At 63.6% G+C, this 21933-nt stretch carries 16 protein-coding genes and 1 other RNA gene; 10 read left to right on the top strand and 7 right to left on the bottom strand.

Annotated elements, in window-relative coordinates:
• Positions 1–65 precede the first annotated feature (65 nt).
• The 5 genes from dnaX to R5R73_RS08120 form a co-directional block, all read right to left on the bottom strand.
• Positions 66–2372, bottom strand: coding sequence for a DNA polymerase III subunit gamma/tau (gene dnaX, locus R5R73_RS08140; RefSeq protein WP_322529392.1), 2307 nt, complete (start codon positions 2370–2372; stop codon positions 66–68).
• A gap of 213 nt (positions 2373–2585) precedes the next feature.
• An RNA gene (gene ffs / locus R5R73_RS08135) (signal recognition particle sRNA small type) lies at positions 2586–2682 on the bottom strand.
• Positions 2683–2950: 268 nt separating this feature from the next.
• Positions 2951–4468: a tripartite tricarboxylate transporter permease gene (locus tag R5R73_RS08130; protein ID WP_110635088.1), complete on the bottom strand. Its 1518-nt coding sequence runs from the start codon at positions 4466–4468 to the stop codon at positions 2951–2953.
• Positions 4468–4914 carry a tripartite tricarboxylate transporter TctB family protein gene (locus R5R73_RS08125; protein ID WP_110635091.1) on the bottom strand — a complete coding sequence of 149 codons (447 nt, stop codon included), beginning with the start codon at positions 4912–4914 and terminating at the stop codon, positions 4468–4470. Before R5R73_RS08125 ends, R5R73_RS08130 begins: the two co-directional genes overlap by 1 nt.
• On the bottom strand, positions 4911–5897 hold the full coding sequence (locus R5R73_RS08120; RefSeq protein ID WP_110635094.1) for a Bug family tripartite tricarboxylate transporter substrate binding protein: 987 nt from the start codon (positions 5895–5897) through the stop codon (positions 4911–4913). The genes R5R73_RS08125 and R5R73_RS08120 overlap by 4 nt, the downstream gene beginning before the upstream one ends.
• 330 nt (positions 5898–6227) lie before the next feature.
• Here R5R73_RS08120 and R5R73_RS08115 point away from each other — a divergent pair, with 330 nt between their 5' ends.
• Genes R5R73_RS08115 through R5R73_RS08100 form a run of 4 tightly spaced genes read left to right on the top strand, consistent with a single transcriptional unit; the run spans position 6228 to position 10216 of the window.
• Complete coding sequence (locus R5R73_RS08115) at positions 6228–6899, top strand: response regulator transcription factor (protein WP_322529391.1); 672 nt, start codon at positions 6228–6230, stop codon at positions 6897–6899.
• On the top strand, positions 6896–8290 hold the full coding sequence (locus R5R73_RS08110; RefSeq protein ID WP_322529390.1) for a sensor histidine kinase: 1395 nt from the start codon (positions 6896–6898) through the stop codon (positions 8288–8290). Before R5R73_RS08115 ends, R5R73_RS08110 begins: the two co-directional genes overlap by 4 nt.
• A complete protein-coding gene (locus R5R73_RS08105) occupies positions 8257–9429 on the top strand; it encodes an ABC transporter substrate-binding protein (RefSeq protein WP_276232382.1) in 1173 nt (390 codons plus the stop codon). Before R5R73_RS08110 ends, R5R73_RS08105 begins: the two co-directional genes overlap by 34 nt.
• 37 nt (positions 9430–9466) lie before the next feature.
• Positions 9467–10216 (top strand): TlyA family RNA methyltransferase, encoded by a 750-nt coding sequence (locus tag R5R73_RS08100; protein ID WP_110635099.1) that lies wholly within the window; start codon positions 9467–9469, stop codon positions 10214–10216.
• A 28-nt stretch (positions 10217–10244) separates the two neighbouring features.
• On the opposite strand, the gene mscK is transcribed toward R5R73_RS08100, so the two are convergent.
• Positions 10245–13799 (bottom strand): mechanosensitive channel MscK, encoded by a 3555-nt coding sequence (mscK, locus tag R5R73_RS08095; protein WP_322529389.1) that lies wholly within the window; start codon positions 13797–13799, stop codon positions 10245–10247.
• A 333-nt stretch (positions 13800–14132) separates the two neighbouring features.
• Here mscK and R5R73_RS08090 point away from each other — a divergent pair, with 333 nt between their 5' ends.
• Genes R5R73_RS08090 through R5R73_RS08075 form a run of 4 tightly spaced genes read left to right on the top strand, consistent with a single transcriptional unit; the run spans position 14133 to position 16130 of the window.
• Positions 14133–15056: a phospholipase A gene (locus R5R73_RS08090; RefSeq protein WP_322529388.1), complete on the top strand. Its 924-nt coding sequence runs from the start codon at positions 14133–14135 to the stop codon at positions 15054–15056.
• A gap of 60 nt (positions 15057–15116) precedes the next feature.
• Positions 15117–15458 (top strand): DUF883 family protein, encoded by a 342-nt coding sequence (locus R5R73_RS08085; RefSeq protein ID WP_110635108.1) that lies wholly within the window; start codon positions 15117–15119, stop codon positions 15456–15458.
• Complete coding sequence (locus R5R73_RS08080) at positions 15458–15838, top strand: phage holin family protein (protein WP_087717877.1); 381 nt, start codon at positions 15458–15460, stop codon at positions 15836–15838. Before R5R73_RS08085 ends, R5R73_RS08080 begins: the two co-directional genes overlap by 1 nt.
• Positions 15831–16130, top strand: a complete 300-nt coding sequence (locus R5R73_RS08075) for a YqjK-like family protein (protein ID WP_071232829.1) — start codon at positions 15831–15833, stop codon at positions 16128–16130. The genes R5R73_RS08080 and R5R73_RS08075 overlap by 8 nt, the downstream gene beginning before the upstream one ends.
• 69 nt (positions 16131–16199) lie before the next feature.
• Here the strand turns inward: R5R73_RS08075 and R5R73_RS08070 are convergent, their stop codons facing one another.
• A complete protein-coding gene (locus R5R73_RS08070; protein ID WP_322529387.1) occupies positions 16200–17381 on the bottom strand; it encodes an NAD(P)/FAD-dependent oxidoreductase in 1182 nt (393 codons plus the stop codon).
• Positions 17382–17549: 168 nt separating this feature from the next.
• Between R5R73_RS08070 and R5R73_RS08065 the strand changes: the two genes are divergently transcribed.
• Both R5R73_RS08065 and R5R73_RS08060 read left to right on the top strand, forming a co-directional pair.
• Positions 17550–18749 (top strand): efflux RND transporter periplasmic adaptor subunit, encoded by a 1200-nt coding sequence (locus R5R73_RS08065; protein ID WP_322529386.1) that lies wholly within the window; start codon positions 17550–17552, stop codon positions 18747–18749.
• Positions 18749–21880, top strand: a complete 3132-nt coding sequence (locus R5R73_RS08060; protein WP_322529385.1) for an efflux RND transporter permease subunit — start codon at positions 18749–18751, stop codon at positions 21878–21880. Before R5R73_RS08065 ends, R5R73_RS08060 begins: the two co-directional genes overlap by 1 nt.
• The last annotated feature ends 53 nt before the right edge of the window (positions 21881–21933 follow it).

The raw sequence follows: 21933 nt of genomic DNA, 5'->3' as shown, positions 1-21933 counted from the left end.
CTCCTTCGAGATTGGGAATACTTTGCGAAATCAAGAATTTGCGAAACCATGATGCCCGGTCGGGATCACACGCGATCGGCGGTTACGCTCCCTTCCATCAGCCGAGCGCCGAAACGCGCTTCCAGCTCCTGGATATGCGGGTCGACACGCAAGGCTTCAACGGCGCGTGCGTGACGCTCGCGTGCCTCGCGGTCACGCTTGGCCTTGGCCGTCTCGCGGCTGCCGTCCAGTTCGGCAACGCTGATCTCGAGCCGACGCGTGTAACCGAGGCCAGCCAACGCCTTGGTGATGCGCTCGATATGCAGATCGGAGAGCATGGCCGACTGTCCAGGGTCCAGCGTCACCCTCAGCGCGCTGCCATCGTCATGCTCGATGACGCAGTGAGCCGCGAGATTGCGCGTGAGACCGCCAATATCGAGCTGATCGAAGCGCTCCAGCCATAGCGCGTGCGTGAGCTGACCGGCATCCGCCGGCGAGTCCTGTGTCGCCGCCGGGTTGTCGGTCTCGGCCATCGGCGCCTCGGCCATCGCCGGCACCGCATCCGCTTCGACGGCGGCTGCCGATCCGTCAGCCGGCGCATGATCCGTGTCGGCTGGAGCAATGTCACCTTGAACACCGACACCTTGAACACCGTCATCCTGAACAACGTCGCTTTGAACACCGTCACTTTGAAAGTCTGGCCGGGCCGGTTGCGATGCCCGCTCGGCCGGAGCGGAGGTCGGCGCCGTATCGGCCGCGAAGCCGGCGGTCGGCGAGTCGCCGAGTTCGGGTGCCGAGGCCCCTTCTGCTTCGACCGCCCAGGCGTAGGCCTCGTCGCTGAAACCGGCCTGATCGTCGAAACGGCTGGCGTCCTCGAAACCGCTGGCATCACCGGTAGCCGCGCTACCCGACTCGGCCGCGACGGCGACTCTCTCGTCCGGCCTCGCGCTCGGCTCCGGCGACGCCGCTTCCGGGACGATATCAACCGCGGGAGCTTTAGCTTGGGATGCCTCGGTCTCGGTAGCCCAAGGCGGGCGGTCCTCTTCGAAATCGGAGGGCGCGGGCGGCTCGGCCGGGGAAGACGAAGGGGGATCGGCAGGTTCCGCGAACTGAGCCTGATGCTCGACCGGCGCCGACGATGCCGCAGCGGTTGTCTCCGGCGCGGTCACCGGCGCAGGAGCGATGCTGGCAGCCTGCGGCGCCTCCGCCGTCGATGTGGCCGGCGTCCGATGCACGTCGCTCGGCGACCCGCCGCCTTGCTGGGCACCTTTGCGCAAGGGCAGGTCAGTCTGCGGTGGCGTCGGTACACCCTGGGGCCGGAAAGCCAGCATGCGCAGCAGCGTCATCTCGACCGCCGCGCGGGTATCCGGTGCGTTATCGATATCGCCTCGGCCCTGCAGCGCGATCTGGTAGTAGAGCTGCACGTCTTCCGCGGTGAAGCGTCCGGCCAGCGCCAGCAGCTCGTCACGATCGCCATGGCCGTTGTCCAGTGCGCCGGGAACCATCTGGGCGATCGCCAGGCGATGCATCAGCCCGGATAGCTCGTCGAGCACGCCGGCGAAATCCGGCCCCTGCTCCGCCAGGGCAGCCACTTCGGCCAGCAGCCGCTCGGCATCGACGTCCGCCAGTGCCTCGGCCAGCGCAATCAGATGCGCATGATCCAGCGTGCCAAGCATGGCGGCCACGTCTTCCCGGCGCACTTCGCCCTGTCCGAAAGCGATGGCCTGGTCGGTCAGACTCATGGCATCCCGCATCGAGCCGTCGGCGGCCTTGCCGAGCAGCCATAGCGCCTGCGGATCGAAGGCCACCTGCTCGGCTTCGAGAACCCGGGTCAGATGCTCGACCACCCGCTCCGGCGGCATGTTCTTGAGCGTGAACTGCAGGCAGCGCGACAGCACCGTCACCGGCAGCTTCTGCGGATCGGTGGTCGCCAGCAGAAACTTGACGTGCGGCGGCGGCTCTTCCAGCGTCTTGAGCAGCGCGTTGAAACTGTGCGTCGACAGCATGTGCACCTCGTCGATGAGGTACACCTTGTAGCGCCCCTGGGTCGGCGCGTACTGGACGTTGTCCAGCAGTTCGCGAGTGTCTTCCACCTTGGTGCGTGAGGCCGCATCGACCTCGATCAGATCGACGAAGCGGCCGCTATCGATATCGCGGCAGGTCTCGCACTGGCCACAAGGCTGGGAGCCCACGCCCTGCTCGCAATTGAGGCACTTGGCGAGAATTCGCGCCAGCGTCGTCTTGCCGACACCGCGAGTCCCGGTAAACAGATAGGCGTGGTGTAGTCGCCCCTGGTCGAGCGCGTTGACCAGCGCACGGCTGACATGCTCCTGGCCGACCAGTTCGTGGAAGGTACGCGGGCGCCATTTACGGGCCAGAACCTGGTAACTCATGCGGCGCGATACTCCTCGCAGATAGGCTCGCGGCTGGACGTGATCGTCAGCAATCGGCACGCCACGATCGAAACATCGTAGCCAGCGTCGATAATCCTGAAATGATCGGGCTATTCTAGCAGGGTCGAGAGAAAACTGACGAGGCGGGAGGCAGCGACTTAGTCGCCGAATTCAGGGCGGGCCAAATTGAGCAGGACCAGAAATGGAGGCGGCCCCTACCAGCCACATCCCGGCACACGCGGCCACCACTACCGTTGCTCCCTTCCGGGCCTGGCGGGGTTTGCGGTTTAGCGTTGCGGGAGGACCGGTAAGGGCCACCATAGCTCGATTCATCGATGACACGATGAAATCTAAGTCCGACAAAGCCTGTACCATCAAGACGTTGCCGAGCGAGCGGCACTATAACAGCGTCATCGCTTTGCGGCAACCGGGAAGGCTTCTAGAGTGCTTCGAAAAGAAAGCACTTCGACATGAGAGCACCTCGAAAAGAATGGCGGCGAACCTCTGCGCCATTCGCCGAGAACGAAAAAGCCCCGCCGTTTCCAACGAGCGGGGCATGGAACAGGTCAACTTTCGGCTCAGCCGACCTTTTCCTTGGCCGCCTGCATGCGGCGACGCAGAATCGGCCCCACGACCACCGGCAGCAGCAGACCGATGATGGCCACCAGCCACAGCCCGATCGACAGGCCGCTGCTCCACAGGATCGACCAGTCGCCGTCGGAGATCTGCATCGCGTGACGCAGGTTCTTCTCCATTTCCGGCCCCAGCAGCAGGCCGAGAATGACCGGCACCAGCGGTATCTCCAGCTTGCGCAGAATGTAGCCGGCAACGCCGAAGGCGATCATGAAGTAGAGATCGAAGGTCGAGTGGCTGATCGAGTAGATGCCGACCACCGCGACCATGGTCACGATCGGCAGCAGATACATCGGCGGCACCGACAGGATCTTCACGAACACGCCGACCAGCGGAATGTTGAGCAACAGCAGCATGAAGTTGCCTACCAGCAGTGCGGCGATGACGCCCCATACCAGGTCGGCATTCTGCGTGAACATCAGTGGCCCCGGCGTGATGTTGAGCGACACCAGCATCGCCAACAGTACTGCCGTGGTCCCGCTGCCCGGTACGCCAAGCGTCAACATCGGCACCAGCGCGCCGCTGGAGGCGCCGTTGTTGCCGGACTCGGGCGCGGCCACGCCGCGCGGGTCGCCTTCACCGAAGTAACCCTTCTTGCCGAGAATCTTTTTCTCCAGGGTGTAGGAGATGAAGCTGCCCAGCGATGCGCCCGCCCCCGGCAGCACGCCCGCGATGAAACCGAGCACACCGCCTCTCAACGTCGTCGGAAAGATCGACGTGATGTCCCGCCATTTCAACTTGAGCGGGTTGACCTTGATCATCTCGCGGCCGGCGCCGGCCTTCTCTTCGATGAAGAACAGAAGCTCGGATACCGCGAACAGACCGACGATGGCGATGATGAAGTCGACGCCTTCGTAGAGTTCCAGCACCCCGAAGGTGTAGCGCTGGGTGCCGGTGGAGAGATCGATCCCGACCGTGGCGATGATCAGCCCGATCGCCGCGGCCATCAGCGTCTTCATCGGATTCTTGCCGGTGATGCCGCCCAGGGTGGCGAAGGCGAGCACGAACAGCGCGAAATACTCGGCCGGGCCGAAGGTCAGGGCGAACCGGGCCAGCAACGGCGCCAGCAGGATCAGGCCGATGGTGGCGATCAGGCTGCCCATGAAGGAGGCGATCGCCGAGATCGCCAGCGCTTCGGCGGCCTTGCCCTGGCGGGCCATCGGGTAGCCGTCGAGACAGGTCATCATCGCCGGCTCGTCACCGGGGATGTTGAGCAGGATCGACGAGATACGCCCGCCGTACATCGCCCCGGCGTAGACCGCCGTGAGCATGATCAGCGCGGTTTCCGGCTTGAGGCCGAGGGTGAAGGCCAGCGGGATCAGGATCGCCACGCCGTTGGCCGGGCCCAGACCGGGCAGCGCGCCGATCAGCGTGCCGATGAAACACCCCATCAGGGCGAACAACAGGTTCTCGGGCTGCAGCGCCACGCCGAAGCCGAGGGAAAGATAGTGCAACGTTTCCATCAGTTCATCTCCAGCAGGCCAAGCGGCAGCGGTAATTCCAGTCCATAGGTGAACAGTACGAACACCACCACACCGCTAATCAGCCCGGTGAGATACGCCTTGATCGGACGCGCGCCCATGCGCCAGCACAGCGTGCCGACCGCCAGCGTGGTCGAAACGATGAAACCCAGCGGCTCGAGCAGCAGCGCGTAGACGATCAGTGTCACCACGGCGATACCGAGTTCGACGAAGGTGCGCGAGGCGGGCCAGTGATTGTCGGGGTCGGGTTTGACGATCATGTAGAGACTGCAGATCGCCAGAATGACGGCCAGCAGCTTGGGAAAGGTCTCCGGACCCACGGCTTCCGATCCCCCGAAGGGGACCGGAAACTGGGTGGCGCCGTAGTAGTAGGCCACGGCGATCACCAGCATGACCAGGCCGAAGACGCGGTCGTTGAACTTGCTCATTGAATCAGCCCGATTTCCTTGGACAGCGACTGGATATCGTTGATCTGCTGCTTGACGAAGGCTTCGAATTCACTGGAATCCGGGTGGAACGGCATCAGACCGTTGCTTTTCATGACCTTCTTCCACTGATCGCTGGCATAGAGCTTGTCGACGGCATCGACCCAGTACTGCTTGGCGTCTTCGTCGATGTCGGCCGGCATGTAGAAACCACGCCAGTTGGGGCCGACCGCATCGATGCCCTGCTCTTTCGCGGTAGGAATATTGGACAGATCGCCCGGGAGACGCTCGTCGGAGAGCACCGCCAGCACACGAAGGTCGCCGGACTCGAGGAAGCCCTGGGTTTCGGTGATGTCGCCGGTAAATGCATCGACGTGGCCGCCGATGACTTGAGTCATCGCTTCGCCGCCATTGTTGTAGGAGAGATACGGAATGCGTGGCAGATTCTCGACACCGGCGGCCTTGGCGGCGATCAGCACCTTGAGGTGATCCCAGCCGCCATTGGCGCTACCCCCGGCGAACTTGACCGAACGCGGATCTTCCTTCATCGCGTCCATCAGCGAGTTGAGGTCGTGATACGGCGAATCCTTGGATACCGCGATCACGCCATAATCCGCTCCTACGGCACCGATCCAGTTGACCATGTCGACATTCATGCCCGGAAACTGGCCTTGTGCCAGACGGGTCGTGGTCGCCGTCGAGGCCGCCACCAGCAGCTGGTCGTCACCCTTGCGCTTGCTGACGGTGTGGGCGAACGCGACACCGCCACCGGCGCCTGCCATATTGATGGTCTGAACGCTGGCCGGTACGAGCTCCAGCTCCTCGAGCACGTTACCCACGCTGCGGCAGGTGAAATCCCAGCCGCCACCCGGATCTGACGGTGCGATACATTCGACCTTGCCAGCAGGCTCGAAGGCCATGGCGCCACTGGCGGTCAGGGCCAGCGCTGCAGCGGCCACCCAACGGATCGTCTTGCTTGCAAACATGATTATTCTCCTCGCTGATAGAGCGGAGTTATCCCTAACGCTGACGCCAACCTTACAGTTTCGTAAGGTAGAACTTTGTTTCCATGGGCGGAAATTAGGGTGAAGTCATGTAACGGTCAACGGCGCGAACGCAAAAGCCGACTAAAGTTCAATGCCCCGATATTCAATTCGTTTACAATCGCCCGCCAACGCGCGATGGACGATGCCATCGCTGGTTCATCGCACGAAGAACGGTGAAGGAAAGTGGATTCCTCGAGCGCCGGCGTATCCGATAAACGCGCATAGACGCTCACCGGGGTATTCTGTCTCTTTCACCTGCAGGAGTTTTCCATGCCCCTGAAGTTGCTGCTGATAGAGGACGATCCTCTGCTCGCCAGCACCCTGACCGAAACATTGACCGTCGAGAATCAGCGCGTCGAACAGATTGCCGATGGCGGCGAAGCTCTGGACCGCCTTTCCTTCGAGCATGACTACGACCTGATCCTGCTCGATCTCAACCTGCCGAATCGCAGCGGCCTCGAGGTACTGGAGGCGCTACGCTCACGTGATCGACAAACGCCGGTCCTGATCCTCACTGCCAGGGCAGCGATCGAGGATCGGGTCAAGGGACTCGATCTCGGCGCCGACGACTACCTCGCCAAACCTTTTGCGCTCGACGAGCTGGAAGCCCGGGTTCGCGCGCTGCTGCGCCGTCGTCAGAATGATCCGAGCGAACCGCTGATGCTCGGCTCGCTGAGCTTCGACCGCCAGCGCCAGCATTTCACGTTGAACGACACCGCCTTGTCGCTGCCACCGCGGGAGCACCGCCTGCTGGCGTGCCTGATCCACTACGCCGGCGAGCCGGTGGACAAGGCACGTCTGCTCGACGAGGCCTTTGCCGGCGAAGCGGTCGGCGACAATGCCATCGAAGTCTATGTACATCGGCTGCGTCGCCGGCTCGCGGCGGCCGACGTCAGACTGCGCACGGTACGGGGTATCGGCTATCTGCTGGAGGTCGAGTGACGCCGTTGCGACGCTGGCGCCTGTCACATCTGAGTCTTTACCGACGCCTGATGGTCTGGCTGCTCTGCCCGCTGGCGCTGCTGGTCGCCGTCATGCTGCTGCAGGCCTGGCTGGCCTCCCGCGAGGCGGCCGATCGCGCCTTCGACCGGCTGCTGGACGCGGCATCGCTCTCCATTGCCGAGCAGGTTCGCTGGCAGCAGAGTCGGCTGTGGATGGACCTGCCCCCCTCGGCGCTGGAGATGCTTGCCACCGATGCCGAAGAGCGAGTGTTCTATGCGCTCTACGACGCCCATGGGCACTTCGTCACCGGTAACCGATCGCTCCCCACGCTGCCCGCCGAGAACGGCAGCCAGATGAGCTACGGAGACGTGACGTCCCGGGGCATGCCGCTGCGGCTCGGGGTGCTGCGCGCTCGCCTCGAGGGCTGGGATCGAAGCGATCGCTTCGAGGTCAGGGTGGCGCAGACACGCGAAGGCCGGCGGGCGCTGGCCAACCAGCTGTTTCTGGCGAGCCTCGTCAATATCGTGATCATCGCCGGCCTGGCCGTGGTGGTCGTCCTGCTCTCGGCCCGCTTCGCGCTGGAACCGCTGACCCGCCTGCGCCGTGCCATCCGCCAGCGCAATCCTCGAACACTCGCACCGCTCGAACTGCCGCTGCCCCGCGAACTGGCCGAGCTGCGCCAGACACTGAACGAACTGCTGGCACGCATGCGCCGCGTTCGCGCCAACCAGGAGCGCTTCATCGGTGACGCCTCCCATCAGTTGAAAACGCCGCTGGCCGGTCTCTCGACCCGCGCGGAGCTGGCCCTGCGACAATCGGATCCGGCAACCTGGCGCGAGGCGCTTGCCACCATGCACGGCACCGCCACCAAGACCGCGCGACTGGCCGGCCAGCTGCTGTCGCTGACCCGGCTCAACAACCCTGAAGCGACGCCGGCCAAGCAAGCCGTCGACCTCACCGCGTTGGCCCGGCGCTGCGTGCGGGAGGCGTTTTCCCGCCACCATCGCCGCGGGGTCGACCTCGGCGTGGAGGCGCCGGAGCATGCGGTGATGGCCTCCGCCAACGACTGGCAACTGGAAGAGGCGCTGAACAACCTGATCGAAAACGCCTCGCTCTATGGCGCCAGCCAGGTCACCGTGCAGGTCACCGATACACCGCCACGGCTGGCGGTCATCGATGACGGCCCGGGCATTCCCGAGTCCCAGCGCCTGCTGATGCTGCGCCCTTTCCACCGCGGCCAGGAAACCGGCGACGGTAGCGGCCTCGGGCTGGCCATCGTCGACAGCATTGCGCGCGCCCACGACATCCGCCTGAGTCTGCAAGCCGTCCATCCCGACCACCCCGAGCGTCCCGGCCTATGTATCGCCCTGACCTTTTCATCCGACGCCTGACGACGGCGCCACACCGTATCCGGTATCTCGCCGGCGTCTTGCTGACGCTCACGCTACTGGTGGCGGCCTCTGCGCAGGCAAGGACACTACATTTCACCGCTGATGCCGAGTCGTCCCAGCCACTGACCATTTATGGCGTCGTCGATCCGCCGCAAGTGTATCCGCTACTCGCGGACTTTCATCGACGGAACCCGGATATCGCGATCACCTATCACAACCTGGAGACACTGGCGCTACATGCGCGGGTACTTCAGGAACGTGACGCGCCACGCGCCGACGTGATCATGTCGCCCGCCATGCCCTGGCAATACCAGCTCGCCAACGAAGGGCTCTCGACCCCCGTCGACTCTCCCGCCGCTGAGGCCTGGCCGAGCTGGGCACGCTGGCGTCAGGAGCTGTTCGGCTTCACGTTCGAACCCATCGTCATGGTCTATCGGCGCGATCTCGCCACCCGCATGCCCCCGCCGGAAAGCCACGCCGAACTCCTGAGCCTGCTGCGCCAGCGATCCGCTGAACTGAGTCACCGCGTAGTCACCTACGATCCGCGCTTCAGCGGCGCCGGCTATACCTACGCCATCGAGGATGCCAGGATTTCTGCCCGCTACTGGGATCTGGTCGAGGCACTCGGGCAAGCGCACAGCGAGCTGGAGACCACGACGGCAGCGATGCTCGAGGGGCTCAGCGAGGGGCGCTACTGGATCGGCTACAATCTGATCGGCTCCTACGTCCAGGATTACGTGGCCGAACATCCCGAGCTGGCCATGGTCGTGCCCAAGGATTACGCGCTGGTGCTGCAACGTCTGGTCATGATGTCTCGCAACGCGCCGCATCCCGTCGCCGCGCAGCGCTTCATCGATTATCTCCTGAGCGCACCGGCCCAGCGCCTTCTCGCCACGCAGACGACGCTGGGCGCCGTGCACCCGGCGATCGACGGACTCGGCACCGCAGCGGACCTGCGCAAGCGACTGGGAGAGGCGATCCGCCCCGTGCAGATCGGCCCCGGACTGCTGGCGACGCTGGATACGCTCAAGCGTCAGACGCTGCTGGAACAATGGCAACAGGCCTTCAAGAACCACTCGACCCACGCCGACGGGCCGCTGGCCGACCCCTCTCCGCTCCCCCGAGCACCGCAAAAATGAGCACCGCAAAAATGAGCACCGCCGAAATGAGCACGCCATGAAACGACTCGATCAACTCGTCACCGCCCACGTGCGTTCGCGCACCCGGGCGCAACGCCTGATTCGCCAAGGCTTCGTCAGCATCAACGCCGGGGGGAAATGGCAGGTCGCGACCAAGCCCGGCGAGAAACTCCCGGAGACGACGGCACTGCGTATCGCCGAAGCGCCGGAAGAGCGCTACGTCTCGCGAGCCGGCCTCAAGCTGGAAGCGCTGCTGGAGACGCTGGACCGGCGCCTCGACGGCCTCACCGTGCTCGACATTGGCCAGTCCACCGGCGGTTTCACCGACTGCGCGTTACGCTACGGCGCGACAAAGGTCATCGGCATCGAGGTGGGACACGATCAACTCGATGCCTCCCTGCGTGACGACGACAGCGTCATCTGCCTAGAAGGCACCAACGCCCGCCAGTTGCCCACGACGCAGTTGGAGGCCCTGGCGCCCGACGGCATCGACGCCGTGGTGATGGACGTCTCGTTCATTTCGCAGACGCTGATATTGCCGGAGGTTGCCCGCGTCCTGCGCCCGGGTGGCGAGCTCTACTCGCTGGTCAAGCCGCAGTTCGAGGTCGGCCCCGGCAAGGTCGACTCGCGGGGTATCGTCCGCGATGCCAGCCTCTACGCGGCGGTCGCCGACACGCTGCACCGGGCCTGCGATTCCCACGGCCTGGCAATCGACCATTGGCAGGAAAGCCCGATCCAGGGTGGCGACGGCAACCGCGAGTTTCTGCTCCACGCACTGCGCCGTTGAACGGCGCGCTATTTCCGAGGCGGTGCGATCAACGGCCGCCGTCCCCTCCTCCATCGCCGCCGCCATCGTGTCCGGCGCCACCGACTTCTCCATCGCCCAGGTGACCATCGTCACCACTGCGAGACTGGCGTGAACTCCGGGGTGCCGCTGGCGGCCGGGGGGGCGAATCAGGCTCCGAACCCAGCGCCGCCTCGTTTCCGCTGGCGCTCTGGACCTTCGCCACCTGGCCGTTGTCGCCATGCAGCCAGACGTCCATCTGGTTGAAAGCCACGCGAATGCCATGTTCCTTGAACAACTGATCCAGCCGGCGGTTGATCTCGTCACTGGCGTAGAGCCGATCCAGCAGATCGTTGACGAAGATCCGCAGCTCGAAGTTGAACGATGTCGGCCCGTAGCTGAGACAGAACACCTGCGGCTCGGGATCCCGCAATACCCGGCGGTTCTCGTCCGCGGCCTGTCGCATCAGCCGGTGCACCTCGTCGAGATCCGAGCCGTGGGCCACACCGTAGGTCAGTACCACTCGAGTCACGTTGTCCGATAGCGACCAGTTGATCAGTTGATCGGTGACGAAGGTCTTGTTGGGAATGATGATCTCCTTGCGGTCGAAATCGGTCACCGTGGTCGCCCGGATGCGGATACGGCTGACCGAACCGTGGAGCTGGCCGAGCGTGATGGTGTCGCCGATTCGCATCGGGCGCTCGAACAGAATGATCAGGCCCGAGATGAAATTGGCGAAGATCTCCTGCAGGCCGAAGCCCAGCCCCACGCCCAGCGCCGCCACCAGCCATTGCAGTTTGTCCCAGGAGACCCCGAGCGTGCCGAGCGAGACCACCACGCCGGTGCCGATGATGGTGTAGGAGAGCAGCGAGGAGATCGCGTAGGCACTGCCCTGTTTGAGCGTCAGACGCGACAGGACCATGACCTCCAGCAGGCCGGGCAGGTTGCGCGCCAGCATCATGGTCAGCGCCACCATGACCAGCGCCACGATGACATCCGCCACCGTGATCGGATCCAAAGTCATCGCCTCGCCCTGCCCCCGCTCGATTTCCCACACGCTGACATGATCGAGATAGGAGAAGACCTCGAGCAGATCCGACCAGATCAGGTAGAAGGCGAAGGTAAAACCGATGAACAGGATCAGCTTGGAGAGTCGCAGCGACTGCTGGTTGACCTGCTCCATGTCCAGCGGCGGCTCCTCGACCACCTCGAGCCCGCCCTCGGCCCCTTCCTGGATCTGGGCCCGCCGACGTGCCACCGCCCGGCGATAGGCCAGGCGGCGCTGTGCCACCGCCAGTCCGCGGACCACCGTGGCCTCGACCAGGATCCACAATCCGAAGAGATAGAGCGAATTGATGAACCGACCGATCAACCGCAGCGCCGCGTACTCGTAGCCCAGTACGACCAGCCCGGCCAGCACCAGCGGCACCAGCGCCAATGCCAGCCCCAGCAGCAATCGGAACAGCTTGAGACCGAAATAGGGCACATGCGCGAGGATCAGCCGCACCAGGATGACGCTCATCGCCAGCAGGCCGGCCAGCAGCAACAGCAGGAACAGCGGCCGACTGGATAGCTCGGCCTGGCTGCCGGGCGAGGTGACGCTGATGAGAATGACGGGAATGAGCGAAATTCCCAGCCAGAACAGCAGCCGGCGCAGCCGGGCCACGTAGCCGGCCGACCAGTGAAAATGGCGCGTCGCCACCCCGTCCGACACCAGCAGTCGACGAGTCCAGCCAATGACGCCCCATGCCAGGGCGAGCTGCAATAGCGACTCACCCACACGCTCGGCGAACGCATCGCTGCCCAGTCTCAGCAGCCCGCCGATCACGGCCAGCAGCATCGGGCCATGGGCGGCCAGCAACGCGTTGTAGAGAATCGCGCGCGGGGTATGCATCTGGGTGTCGCGCTTGAGACGACCGATCTGCTCATGAAGATTGAGCAGCCGGACCTTGATTCGACGCCTCGACATCAGCAGCACGCCGGCCAGAATCAGCACCGGCACGACCGCCAGCGCATGGATATCCGGCACCTGCCAGAAACTCGCCAGTGCCTCTGGCCAGGCGTCTCCGCCCACCTGGGTGGCGAGAAGACCGGGCGCATCCTGCCACCAGCTCAGTGTCAGCGGGCGCGAACTGGCGACCCAGAACAGCTGCTCCTCGATGACGCCACGAAGAGACGTGGTGAGCTCGGCCAGTTGCTCCTGATTGAGCTGCAGATCGATCGCCACCGTCAACAAATTGCCGTATTCACGATCGAGCTGTTCGAGAATGTCGCTTCGCGACTGGAACAGCTTCACCAGCGAATCAATCAACGCTGGCGTCACATCGATGTCGGTATCGGCCAGACTCTTCTCGGCCAACGCCCTCGGTTGACGAAGGGCATCGCGCTGCTCGACCAGATCGAACTGGCTCAGCCGCGTTTCGGCGATCTCCTCCTGCAGGCCGCCCAATTCGTCGACGTCCGGAAGGGCTCGGCGCTGCTCGTTGAGGATGCGCGACAGCAGCGGGCTGCCGCGGATGGCGTCGATCTGTTCGTTGAGCGTGCGCTTGATCTGGCGCACACGATCGAGCTGCGAGCGAGTATCGATGGCCCGTCGGATCAGGTCGTTGGTGCGGTCGGTGACCTCGAGCAGTTGGTCGCTGAGCTCGCGATTGGTCGCCTGGATATCACGCAGCACCGGGTGCGCAGCGATCGCTGCCCGATCTTCCTCGCCGATATCGGCGACGGCTTTCTCCGATTCGGCACGCCGCTGCCGGTCGAGCGCCGCCCGCAATGCATTCAGGCGGGCTTCTTCGATGGCAACCTGGCGCTGGAGCAAGTCGCGGCGCTGGGCATCGAGCTCGCGAAGCTGCGTGTTGTTGGCCAGTTCCCGGCGATGATACTCGGCTTGCAGCTCGGCCAGCGCGAGTTCCAGTCGATAGCGTGCCTGGGCCGGATCGAAGGTCTGGGTTTCGTCACTATCAGGCGTCTGAAGCTGTGTTCGTGCCTGTTCGGCATCTGCCATCGCCTTGGCGATGGCAGATTGCGCTCGTTCCGGCCGCGTCTCCGCGCTGATCAGCCGCGCGTTGACCGACGCCAATTGACCTTGCAAGGTTTCGAGCCGATCCAGGGCATCGGACGTTCTCTGGCTCAACGTTTCCACCGTGAGCCCATCGAGGGTATCGGCTGCCGGGGCCTCGCTATCGCTCAGTGCGGAAAGCTGGCGCTCGAGTTCGCGAATTCGCCGGGGTGCCTGCTGCGCCGAGCTCTCGAGCGTCTTCAGCTCCTTGCGCAGTGCTTCCAGCGAATCCAGCGTCTGCACCGCGACTCGCAGATCCTCCATCGCCGCCTGCTGCTGTTCATCAGGCGCCTCGATCTGCTCGAGCTTCTGCTGTTCGGCAGCGAGCGTGTCGCGCGTCGGCAGGCTTTCCTGCTGTTGCGCCAGGGCGACAGCGCTTGTCATCAGTATGCACAATGCCAGCGCGAGGAACGTGATACGCTGAGCCACTTTTTTTACGATCGAAACGGCTTTGACGACCGAAACGGCTTTGACGACCGAAACGGCTTTGACGACAGAGACAGCAGGCGCAGGCGCTCGGGCGGTCATTATCAGAGCGTTGGCCCTCGTGGGGTTTAACGATCTCCGAGCAAGAGGCTCTGGTTGACTGACATACTCGCTCCCGGCCGGATAATCCGACATGCCCTCTCCTCGCCAACTCCGTTCATGCGGCCACCGTCGCTCTCGCGCGGTACGATTCGTATCGAAGTCGGAGTTTAACGCCAGGACGAGCGGATTCCGAGGCGTCCGTTAAGCGTGCCTGCCGAGTTTGACTTAGGCCGGCGACATGCTAGAAATCGTCACTACTCGACTACACGAAGCCTGATCGTCATCGACCTGATCGCGCTTCTATCCACTGGATTATCTTGACAGGACAGTCTTATGACGCCCATTCGTTCGCTGCGCCATACCAGTCTTCTACTAGCGGGGGTGCTGGTCACCCCGTTGGCGACTGCGCAGGCACCGGACAGCGATGGCGACCCGGTTCAACAAGCGAACGAGCAAGCGGAAGTGCGCCGTAACCTCGAAGCGGAAACCGCCGAGAACCCGCTCGCGATCACGACCTATCGCCGCAACTACTTCCTGCCGTGGACTTACAACACCAACCCGGACGAGGCCGATTTCCGTCAGATCACCTCCGAGGGCGAGGTCGACAATTCGGAAATCAAGTTCCAGTTGAGCTTCAAGATCAAGCTGCTCGACGACATGTTCGGAGACAACGGCGACCTCTATTTCGCCTATACCCAGCGCAGCTGGTGGCAAGCCTACAACTCCGAGGCATCGGCCCCCTTTCGCGAGACCAATTATGAACCCGAGGGTTTCGTGAGCTTCGATAACCGATGGACCGTGCTGGGCTGGACCAACACCATCAACCGGGTCGGCTTCGCGCATCAGTCCAATGGTCGTTCGGATCCGCTGTCACGCAGCTGGAATCGAATCTATGCCGAATCGATATTTCAGCGTGGCAACTGGGCGTTCAGTGTCGCCCCTCACTGGCGCATTCCTGAAAACGACGAGGATGACGACAACCCCGATCTGGAAAACTATATCGGCTATGGTGACCTGACCTTGGTCCGCGCCTTCGGCGACCAGGAAGTTTCGTTGATGGTTCGCGGCAACCCCGGCAAGGCCCACTATGGCGGTCAGCTCGACTACTCCTTTCCGCTGTTCGGCAAGGTTCGCGGCTTCCTGCAGTACTATCAGGGCTACGGCGAAAGCTTGATCGACTACGACCACGACGTGCAGCGTTTCGGCCTCGGCTTCAGCATCAATACCTTTTTGGCCGGCATCCCTGGCACTCGTTGATCCCTGCAGATAGCCTGTCTATGCTGATCCACGTTAATTGACTGTCAAAGGAAGACGACCATGACCATGCAATCCATCGGCGGCAACGGCCCCGAGCGCGAACGCGAAGCTTCTACCGAGCAACTCAAGGAAGATCTGCGCAACCTGTCGCAAACCGTCGAAGAGCTGATCCATGCCACGGCGGACGACTCGCGCAGCAACATCTCCGAAATGCGTGAACGCGCCCAGCAGCGCCTGCAGGAGACGCGCGGACGTCTCGAAGCCCGTGGCGAGAAGCTTTATGCCAGCGCCAAGGGCCAGATGGACGCCACCGATCAGTACGTGCACGAGAATCCCTGGACGAGCATCGGCATCGGCGCCGCCGCTGGTGTCGTTCTGGGGCTGCTGCTGGGGCGTCGTTGATGGCGGGTCCGGCTGAAAACGTCATCACCGCCGCTCGGCGGCTGATCGCCAACCTCATCGCCAGTGGCGAGACGCGCCTGCGTCTCGCCGTTGTCGAATGGGAAGCCGAACGCGACCGAATGTTGACCCTGCTGCTGCTGGCGGGCGCTGGCCTGATCATGCTCTCCTTCGCCATCGGCATGCTGCTTCTGCTGGTCGTGGTGGTGTACTGGGAGGATAACCGCTTGCAGGCCATCGGGATCTGCTCGGCGGTGCTTTTCGTCATCGCGGGCGCGCTGATTCTCTCGGCCAAGCGAGTGGCCAAACAACGTAAGTTGATGGCCGCGACCTTGCATCATCTCGAACGCGATCGAGAGGCACTGGGGCCTTCCCATGACTGAACGGACTCGGCAGCAGCAGATCGACGACCTCGAGGACGAGATTCTCCAGCAACGCCTCGACATGACGTCCGCCATGCGTGAATGGCGCGACGCCACGGCGCCGATCGACCATGCCTGGGAAAAGATCGTGAGCTGGAAGGTGCCGCTGATGGCGATCGGCAGTCTGGTGGCCATGCGCAGCGCGCGCAAGCCACGTTCGACGGGTCGACTGTTCCGTCGCGCCCTGACCGGACTGCTGATGTACAACCGCGGCAAGGCACTCTACCGAGCGTCTCGCGGGCGCAACCGCTAAGCGACGCCATACTCGCTCTTCAGCCTCAGAAGCGGCCACTATGACCTAGTGGCCGCTTTTTCGTTCAGCCTAGAGCGACTGACCACAGGCGACGCCGGACGCCCAGGCCCACTGGAAGTTGAAGCCGCCCAACTGGCCCGTCACGTCCAGCACCTCGCCAATGAAGTAGAGTTGAGGCAACGCATTGACCGCGAATGTCTTCGACGAAATCGCATCGGTATCGACGCCGCCCATGGTGACTTCCGCCGTCCGCCATCCCTCCGTGCCTGCCGGCTTGAACTGCCATGCCCCGAGCCCCTGCGCAATCGTCTGAATATCGCAATTGGAGAGCTCGGCCATCGGCCGATCCTTCCATCCCTGCCACTGGAGCAAGGCCTGCGATAGCCGCTTGGGCAATACCTCTCCCAGCCAGGTTCCCAGATGCCGGCGAGGCGCTTCCTGGCGCAGCTTGCGCAGGGTCTCCTCGACAGGAATCGATGGCAGCCAGTCGATCTCGACCGCTATTCCCGGCCGCCAGTGGCTCGACGCCTGAAGCATCGCCGGCCCCGACAGGCCACGATGGGTAAAGAGCAGCGGCTCCTGGTACTGACCATCTCCACATCTGGCCGCCACCGGACAGGAAAGGCCGGCTAGCGCCGCCAGCGATGTCTTCCACTGCGACGTCACGGTGAAGGGTACCAGTGCCGCTCGCGTCTCGGTCACCTCGAGCCCGAACTGACGAGCCAGATCGTAGCCCAGACCGCTGGCTCCCAGCGTCGGGATCGACAGGCCGCCAGTGGCAACGACCACGGCCCCCGCCTCTACCCTGGCGCCATCGATCTCCAGTTGCATACCGTCGCCGAGACGCTCGATGTGTTTCACGGCAGTGGAAAGAGAAACCTCCACGTCCGCCCACTCGCACTCGGTCAACAGCATGGCGACGACATCCTTGGCCGAATGGGCACAGAACAGTTGCCCGGGCGCCTTCTCGACATACTCGATACCATGCCGCTCGATCAGCTCGACGAAATGGTGTGGCGTGTAGCGCTTCAGGGCCGAGATCGGAAAGTGCGGATTGCCCGAGAAGAAATTCGCCGGCGTGGTCGCGAGGTTGGTGAAATTGCAGCGTCCGCCACCCGACATCAGGATCTTCTTGCCGGCCTTATTGGCATGATCGACGACGCGCACCCGAAGGCCGCGATAGCCCGCCGTGAGCGCGCACATCAAGCCGGCCGCGCCAGCGCCGATAATGACGACGTCGTAGGTTTTCATGTCCACCGACCTTGCCTTGCTGGTTGGGCGGGCATTCTAACAGAGCCATTTTGCGGCACGCCCTTTTCATTCGGCAGGGGTTAAGGTACTAACGGGTAACAGGACTTCACGACGCATCGATCCTTCCGTCATTTACACATCGTAACGCAGCGCAGACATCAGCCCACTATGACAATGATATCGGTGACCCGCTCGACGCCCGCTCTTTTCCGCAGACGCCTTCCGTCACCGTCGACACTGTCGAGCCTGGCAACCGCTGCCGCGCTACTGTTCGGCTCGATCCATACCGGCTCGGTATTCGCTCAGACGCAGAGTGATGCACCAATCGCAGTGATCGGCGCCACCGTCGACACCTCGATCTGGCAAGACCCGGTCGAAGCTCTGGGCACCTTGAAGGCGGACGAGAGCGTTACCCTTTCCTCGACGCTCACCGGCACCGTCAGTGCCATCAACTTCGAGGACGGCGACAGCGTCGAGGCCCGTCAGTGGCTGGTCCAGCTCGACGACGAACAGGCCCAGGCCGAACTTCGGGCCGCCCAGGCGCTGCTCGATCAGCGCCGGAGCGCCCTCGACCGCGCCCAACAGCTTCAGGATCGCAATTTGGGCGTACGTGCCACGCTCGAGGACAATGCCGCGCTGGTCAGGCAGAGCGAAGCGGAAATCGATGCCATTCGCGCCCGGCTTGCCGATCATCGGTTACGCGCGCCCTTCGCAGGCACCGTCGGGCTGCGCGACGTCAGCGTCGGTGCGCTGGTGACCCCCGGCGCCGAGCTGGTCACGCTGGACAAGCTCGATACCATGAAGCTCGATTTCACCGTACCGGCAACGCTGCTCTCGGTGCTGCATCCTGGGCTCACGCTCAGCGCCACGACACCGAGCTATCCCGACGCCACGTTCCGTGCCGAGGTCGCCACCCTCGGCACCCGAATCGACCCCGTCTCCCGAAGCCTGGTGGTGCGCGCCAATCTGGACAATCCCGACGGGCGCCTGCTGCCGGGCATGCTGATGGAAGTGCGATTGAACCAGCCCGCCCGCGAGGCGCTGACGATCCCGGAGAGCGCGCTGGTGCCCGATGGGGAACGCCAGACCGTCTGGTTGATCGAACCCGGCCAGCCCGCCAGCGTCACGCGTCGGGAAGTCGCCATCGGCGAACGCCGCCAGGGTGAGGTCGAGATCATCGATGGTCTCGAGAGCGGCCAGCGTATCGTGACGCATGGCACCCTCAAGGTACGCGAAGGCGACCCCGTCGAACTGATCGCCGAGGACGTCAGCGACGGTGACATCAAAGAAGTCCTCGAGCGTCAGCGCCGCGCCACCGAATCGCAGATCAACGAATCGCAGGTCAACGAATCGCGAGCCAGGAACTGATGCGGATTTCCGACCTATCGATCCGTCGTCCGGTCTTCGCGACCGTCGTTTCGCTGCTGCTGATCGCCTTCGGCCTGCTGGCCATGGAGCGCCTGCCCCTGCAGGAGTATCCGGCCATCGACCCGCCCATCGTCAGCATCGAGACCAACTACCCCGGCGCCTCCGCCAACGTCGTCGAGACGCGCATCACCCAACTGCTCGAAGACCGCATCGCCGGTATCGAAGGTATCGTCTCGATCGAATCCAGTAGTGCCGACGGCGAATCGGAGATCGACGTCGAGTTCTCGCTGGATCGTGATATCGACGGCGCCGCCAACGACATTCGCGACCGGATCTCGTCGGTAGCCGACAACCTGCCCGACCAGGCCGAGCCACCGGAAATCGAGAAGAGCGACAGCAGCGACGACGTCATCATCTGGCTGTCGCTTTCCGGAGAGGGCTACACCATCCCGGAGCTGACCGACTACGCCAACCGCTATCTCGTCGACCGCTTCTCGACCCAGAACGGGGTGGCCCGGGTGCGGCTCAGCGGCGGCAAGGAGTACGCGATGCGCGTCTGGCTGGATCGCAACGCCTTGGCCGCGCGCCAGCTGACCGTCGACGATGTGGCCGATGCGCTGGAGAGCGAGAACGTCGAACTGCCCGCCGGCTTCCTCGAATCCCGCGATCGACAGTTCACCCTGAGAATCCCGCGCAGCTTCACCACCGCCGCCGACTTCCAGAATCTGGTCGTCGCCCGCGGCAACGACGGTTATCTGGTACGACTGGCTGACGTGGCGCGCGTCGAGGTCGGTTCGGTAGAGGAGCGTTCGCTGTACCGAGGCAACGAGGTCCCGATGGTGGGCCTCGGCATGATCAAGCAGTCGACCGCCAGCGTGCTGGAAGTGGCCAACGGTGCCAAGGCGGAGATGGCCCGGCTGCAACCCACGCTACCCGACGGCATGCAGCTGTCGCTCAATTTCGACTCGTCGGTGTTCGTTTCCGGCGCGCTGCATGAGGTCGTATCGACGCTGTTCATCGCCATGGGGCTGGTCGTGGTGGTGATCTTCGTCTTTCTCGGCAACATACGCACGACCCTGGTGCCCGCAGTAACGGTACCGATCTCGCTGATCGGTACTTTCATCTTTCTGGCGCTGTTCGGGTTCACCCTGAACTTGCTCACGCTGCTGGCGCTGGTGCTGGCGATCGGGCTCGTGGTCGATGATGCGATCGTGGTCATCGAGAACGTTCACCGGCGCATGGTGATCCACGGCGAGACGCCTCTGGTCGCTGCTTTCCGGGGCACCCGCCAGATCGGCTTCGCCGTCATCGCCACCACCCTGGTGTTGATCACCGTCTTCATCCCGTTGAGCCTGCTCCAGGGCGATATCGGCCGCCTGTTTTCGGAGTTCGCCCTGACGCTTGCCGCGTCGGTCGGCCTCTCCTGTCTGGTGGCGCTGTCGCTGGCACCGATGCTGTGCTCGAAACTGCTCAGCCCGCGCATGCACGAGAGTCGTATCAGCCATGGCGTGCACTGGCTGCTGGACCGTTCGCAGACGATCTACCGACAGGCACTGCTATGGGCGCTGCGTTGGCGCTGGATCGTGGTCGGACTGTTCGCCCTGGTGCTGGCACTCACCGCCTGGCTGTTTCAACAGCTGCCCAACGAATATACGCCCCAGGAAGATCGCGGCGCCTTTTTCGTGCTGATCGAAGGGCCGCCCGGCGCGACCTTTCACTACATGCAGGATTACTACGACGAGATCGAGGCCCGCCTGATGACGCTGGTCGACGCCGGCGACATCAATCAGGTGTCGGTTCGCGGTCCCCGCGGCTTCGGCAATGTCGAGAACTTCAACGATGGCATGGCCGTCGTTACGCTCAATGATTGGGGCGATCGACGATCGGCCTGGGATATCCTCGCCGACGTCCGCAGCCGGCTGTCGGATCTGCCCGGCGTCACTGCCACGCCGGTGATGCGCCAGGGCTTTGGCGGCCGGGTCGAGAAGCCGATCCAGTTCGTCATCGGTGGCAGCACCTACGAACAGCTGGCCGACTGGCGCGATCGGCTGCTGACCCGCATTCGAAGCGACGACAGCAGCGGCCTCGAGGCGGTGGACAGCGACTACAAGGAAACCCAGCCACAGCTGCGCATCCAGATCGACTACAACCGTGCCGCCGCGCTGGGCGTTACCGTGAGCACCATCGGCAATACCCTGGAGACACTGTTCGGAGGCCGTAACGTCACCACCTATGTCGACGGCGGCGAAGAGTACGACGTCATCCTCGAAGGCGAACGTGACAATCAGCGCGCCCCAAGCTCGCTGGACAACGTGCAGGTACGTTCGGCGGTCAGTGACGAGCTGATTCCGCTGGCAAGCCTGGTGTCGGTGTCGGAATTTGCCGGTGCCAGCGAGCTCAACCGCTTCAACCGAATGCGCGCGATCACGCTCGAGGCCAATCTCCAGGAAGGGGTCGCGATCGGCGACGCGCTGGCCTACCTGCAGGATATCGCGGAAGAAGAGCTGCCCAGCGAAGCGGTCATCGACTACAAGGGGCCCTCCCGGGATTACCAGGAAGCCAGCGGTGCGACGACCTTCCTGCTCATCCTGGGCATCGTCGTGGTCTTCCTGGTGCTGGCTGCCCAGTTCGAAAGCTTCGTGCACCCGCTGGTCATCATGCTCACGGTACCGATGGCCATCAGCGGCGCCTTGCTGGGCCTATGGGCCAGCGGGCAGTCTCTCAATATCTACAGTCAGGTGGGGCTGGTCATGCTGGTCGGTCTGGCCGCCAAGAACGGCATCCTGATCGTCGAATTCGCCAACCAGTTGCGCGACGAAGGTCAGGCTTTCTCCGACGCGCTGGTCGAGGCTTCCGTGACTCGTCTCAGGCCGATCCTGATGACGACCGTCACCACCATGGCCGGCGCCGTTCCCCTGATTCTGGCCTTCGGGCCTGGCGCCGAATCGCGCATCGTCATTGGTACCGTCATCTTCTGTGGCGTTGCCGCCGCGACCCTGCTGACGCTATTCATCGTACCGGTGGCCTACGACATGCTAGCGCGGCGTACCGGTTCACCCGGCGACGTCAGCCGGCGTCTCGAACGCGAAATACACGGCCACGAGACACGAGACCAAGAAATCAGTCGATGAGGTTTGGCTACCACACGAGCCTAGCAAGGAACGGAATTGCAACTACACTAAGG

The sequence above is a fragment of the Salinicola sp. LHM genome (assembly GCF_034479735.1).
Taxonomy (GTDB): Bacteria; Pseudomonadota; Gammaproteobacteria; order Pseudomonadales; family Halomonadaceae; genus Salinicola; species Salinicola salarius.
Note: the sequence above shows the minus strand (reverse complement) of the source record. Positions and strands in the feature narration are given on the sequence as shown.

Excerpts from the sequence above, each read along its gene's own strand:
- R5R73_RS08080 (WP_087717877.1), top strand. The coding sequence starts at position 15,458 with ATGGCGGGTCCGGCTGAAAACGTCATCACCGCCGCTCGGCGGCTGATC.
- R5R73_RS08105 (WP_276232382.1), top strand. The coding sequence starts at position 8,257 with ATGTATCGCCCTGACCTTTTCATCCGACGCCTGACGACGGCGCCACAC.
- R5R73_RS08115 (WP_322529391.1), top strand. The coding sequence starts at position 6,228 with ATGCCCCTGAAGTTGCTGCTGATAGAGGACGATCCTCTGCTCGCCAGC.
- R5R73_RS08060 (WP_322529385.1), top strand. The coding sequence starts at position 18,749 with ATGCGGATTTCCGACCTATCGATCCGTCGTCCGGTCTTCGCGACCGTC.
- R5R73_RS08100 (WP_110635099.1), top strand. The coding sequence starts at position 9,467 with ATGAAACGACTCGATCAACTCGTCACCGCCCACGTGCGTTCGCGCACC.
- R5R73_RS08070 (WP_322529387.1), bottom strand. The coding sequence starts at position 17,381 with ATGAAAACCTACGACGTCGTCATTATCGGCGCTGGCGCGGCCGGCTTG.
- mscK (WP_322529389.1), bottom strand. The coding sequence starts at position 13,799 with ATGACCGCCCGAGCGCCTGCGCCTGCTGTCTCTGTCGTCAAAGCCGTT.
- dnaX (WP_322529392.1), bottom strand. The coding sequence starts at position 2,372 with ATGAGTTACCAGGTTCTGGCCCGTAAATGGCGCCCGCGTACCTTCCAC.
- R5R73_RS08065 (WP_322529386.1), top strand. The coding sequence starts at position 17,550 with ATGACAATGATATCGGTGACCCGCTCGACGCCCGCTCTTTTCCGCAGA.
- R5R73_RS08130 (WP_110635088.1), bottom strand. The coding sequence starts at position 4,468 with ATGGAAACGTTGCACTATCTTTCCCTCGGCTTCGGCGTGGCGCTGCAG.
- R5R73_RS08090 (WP_322529388.1), top strand. The coding sequence starts at position 14,133 with ATGACGCCCATTCGTTCGCTGCGCCATACCAGTCTTCTACTAGCGGGG.
- R5R73_RS08075 (WP_071232829.1), top strand. The coding sequence starts at position 15,831 with ATGACTGAACGGACTCGGCAGCAGCAGATCGACGACCTCGAGGACGAG.
- R5R73_RS08125 (WP_110635091.1), bottom strand. The coding sequence starts at position 4,914 with ATGAGCAAGTTCAACGACCGCGTCTTCGGCCTGGTCATGCTGGTGATC.
- R5R73_RS08085 (WP_110635108.1), top strand. The coding sequence starts at position 15,117 with ATGACCATGCAATCCATCGGCGGCAACGGCCCCGAGCGCGAACGCGAA.
- R5R73_RS08120 (WP_110635094.1), bottom strand. The coding sequence starts at position 5,897 with ATGTTTGCAAGCAAGACGATCCGTTGGGTGGCCGCTGCAGCGCTGGCC.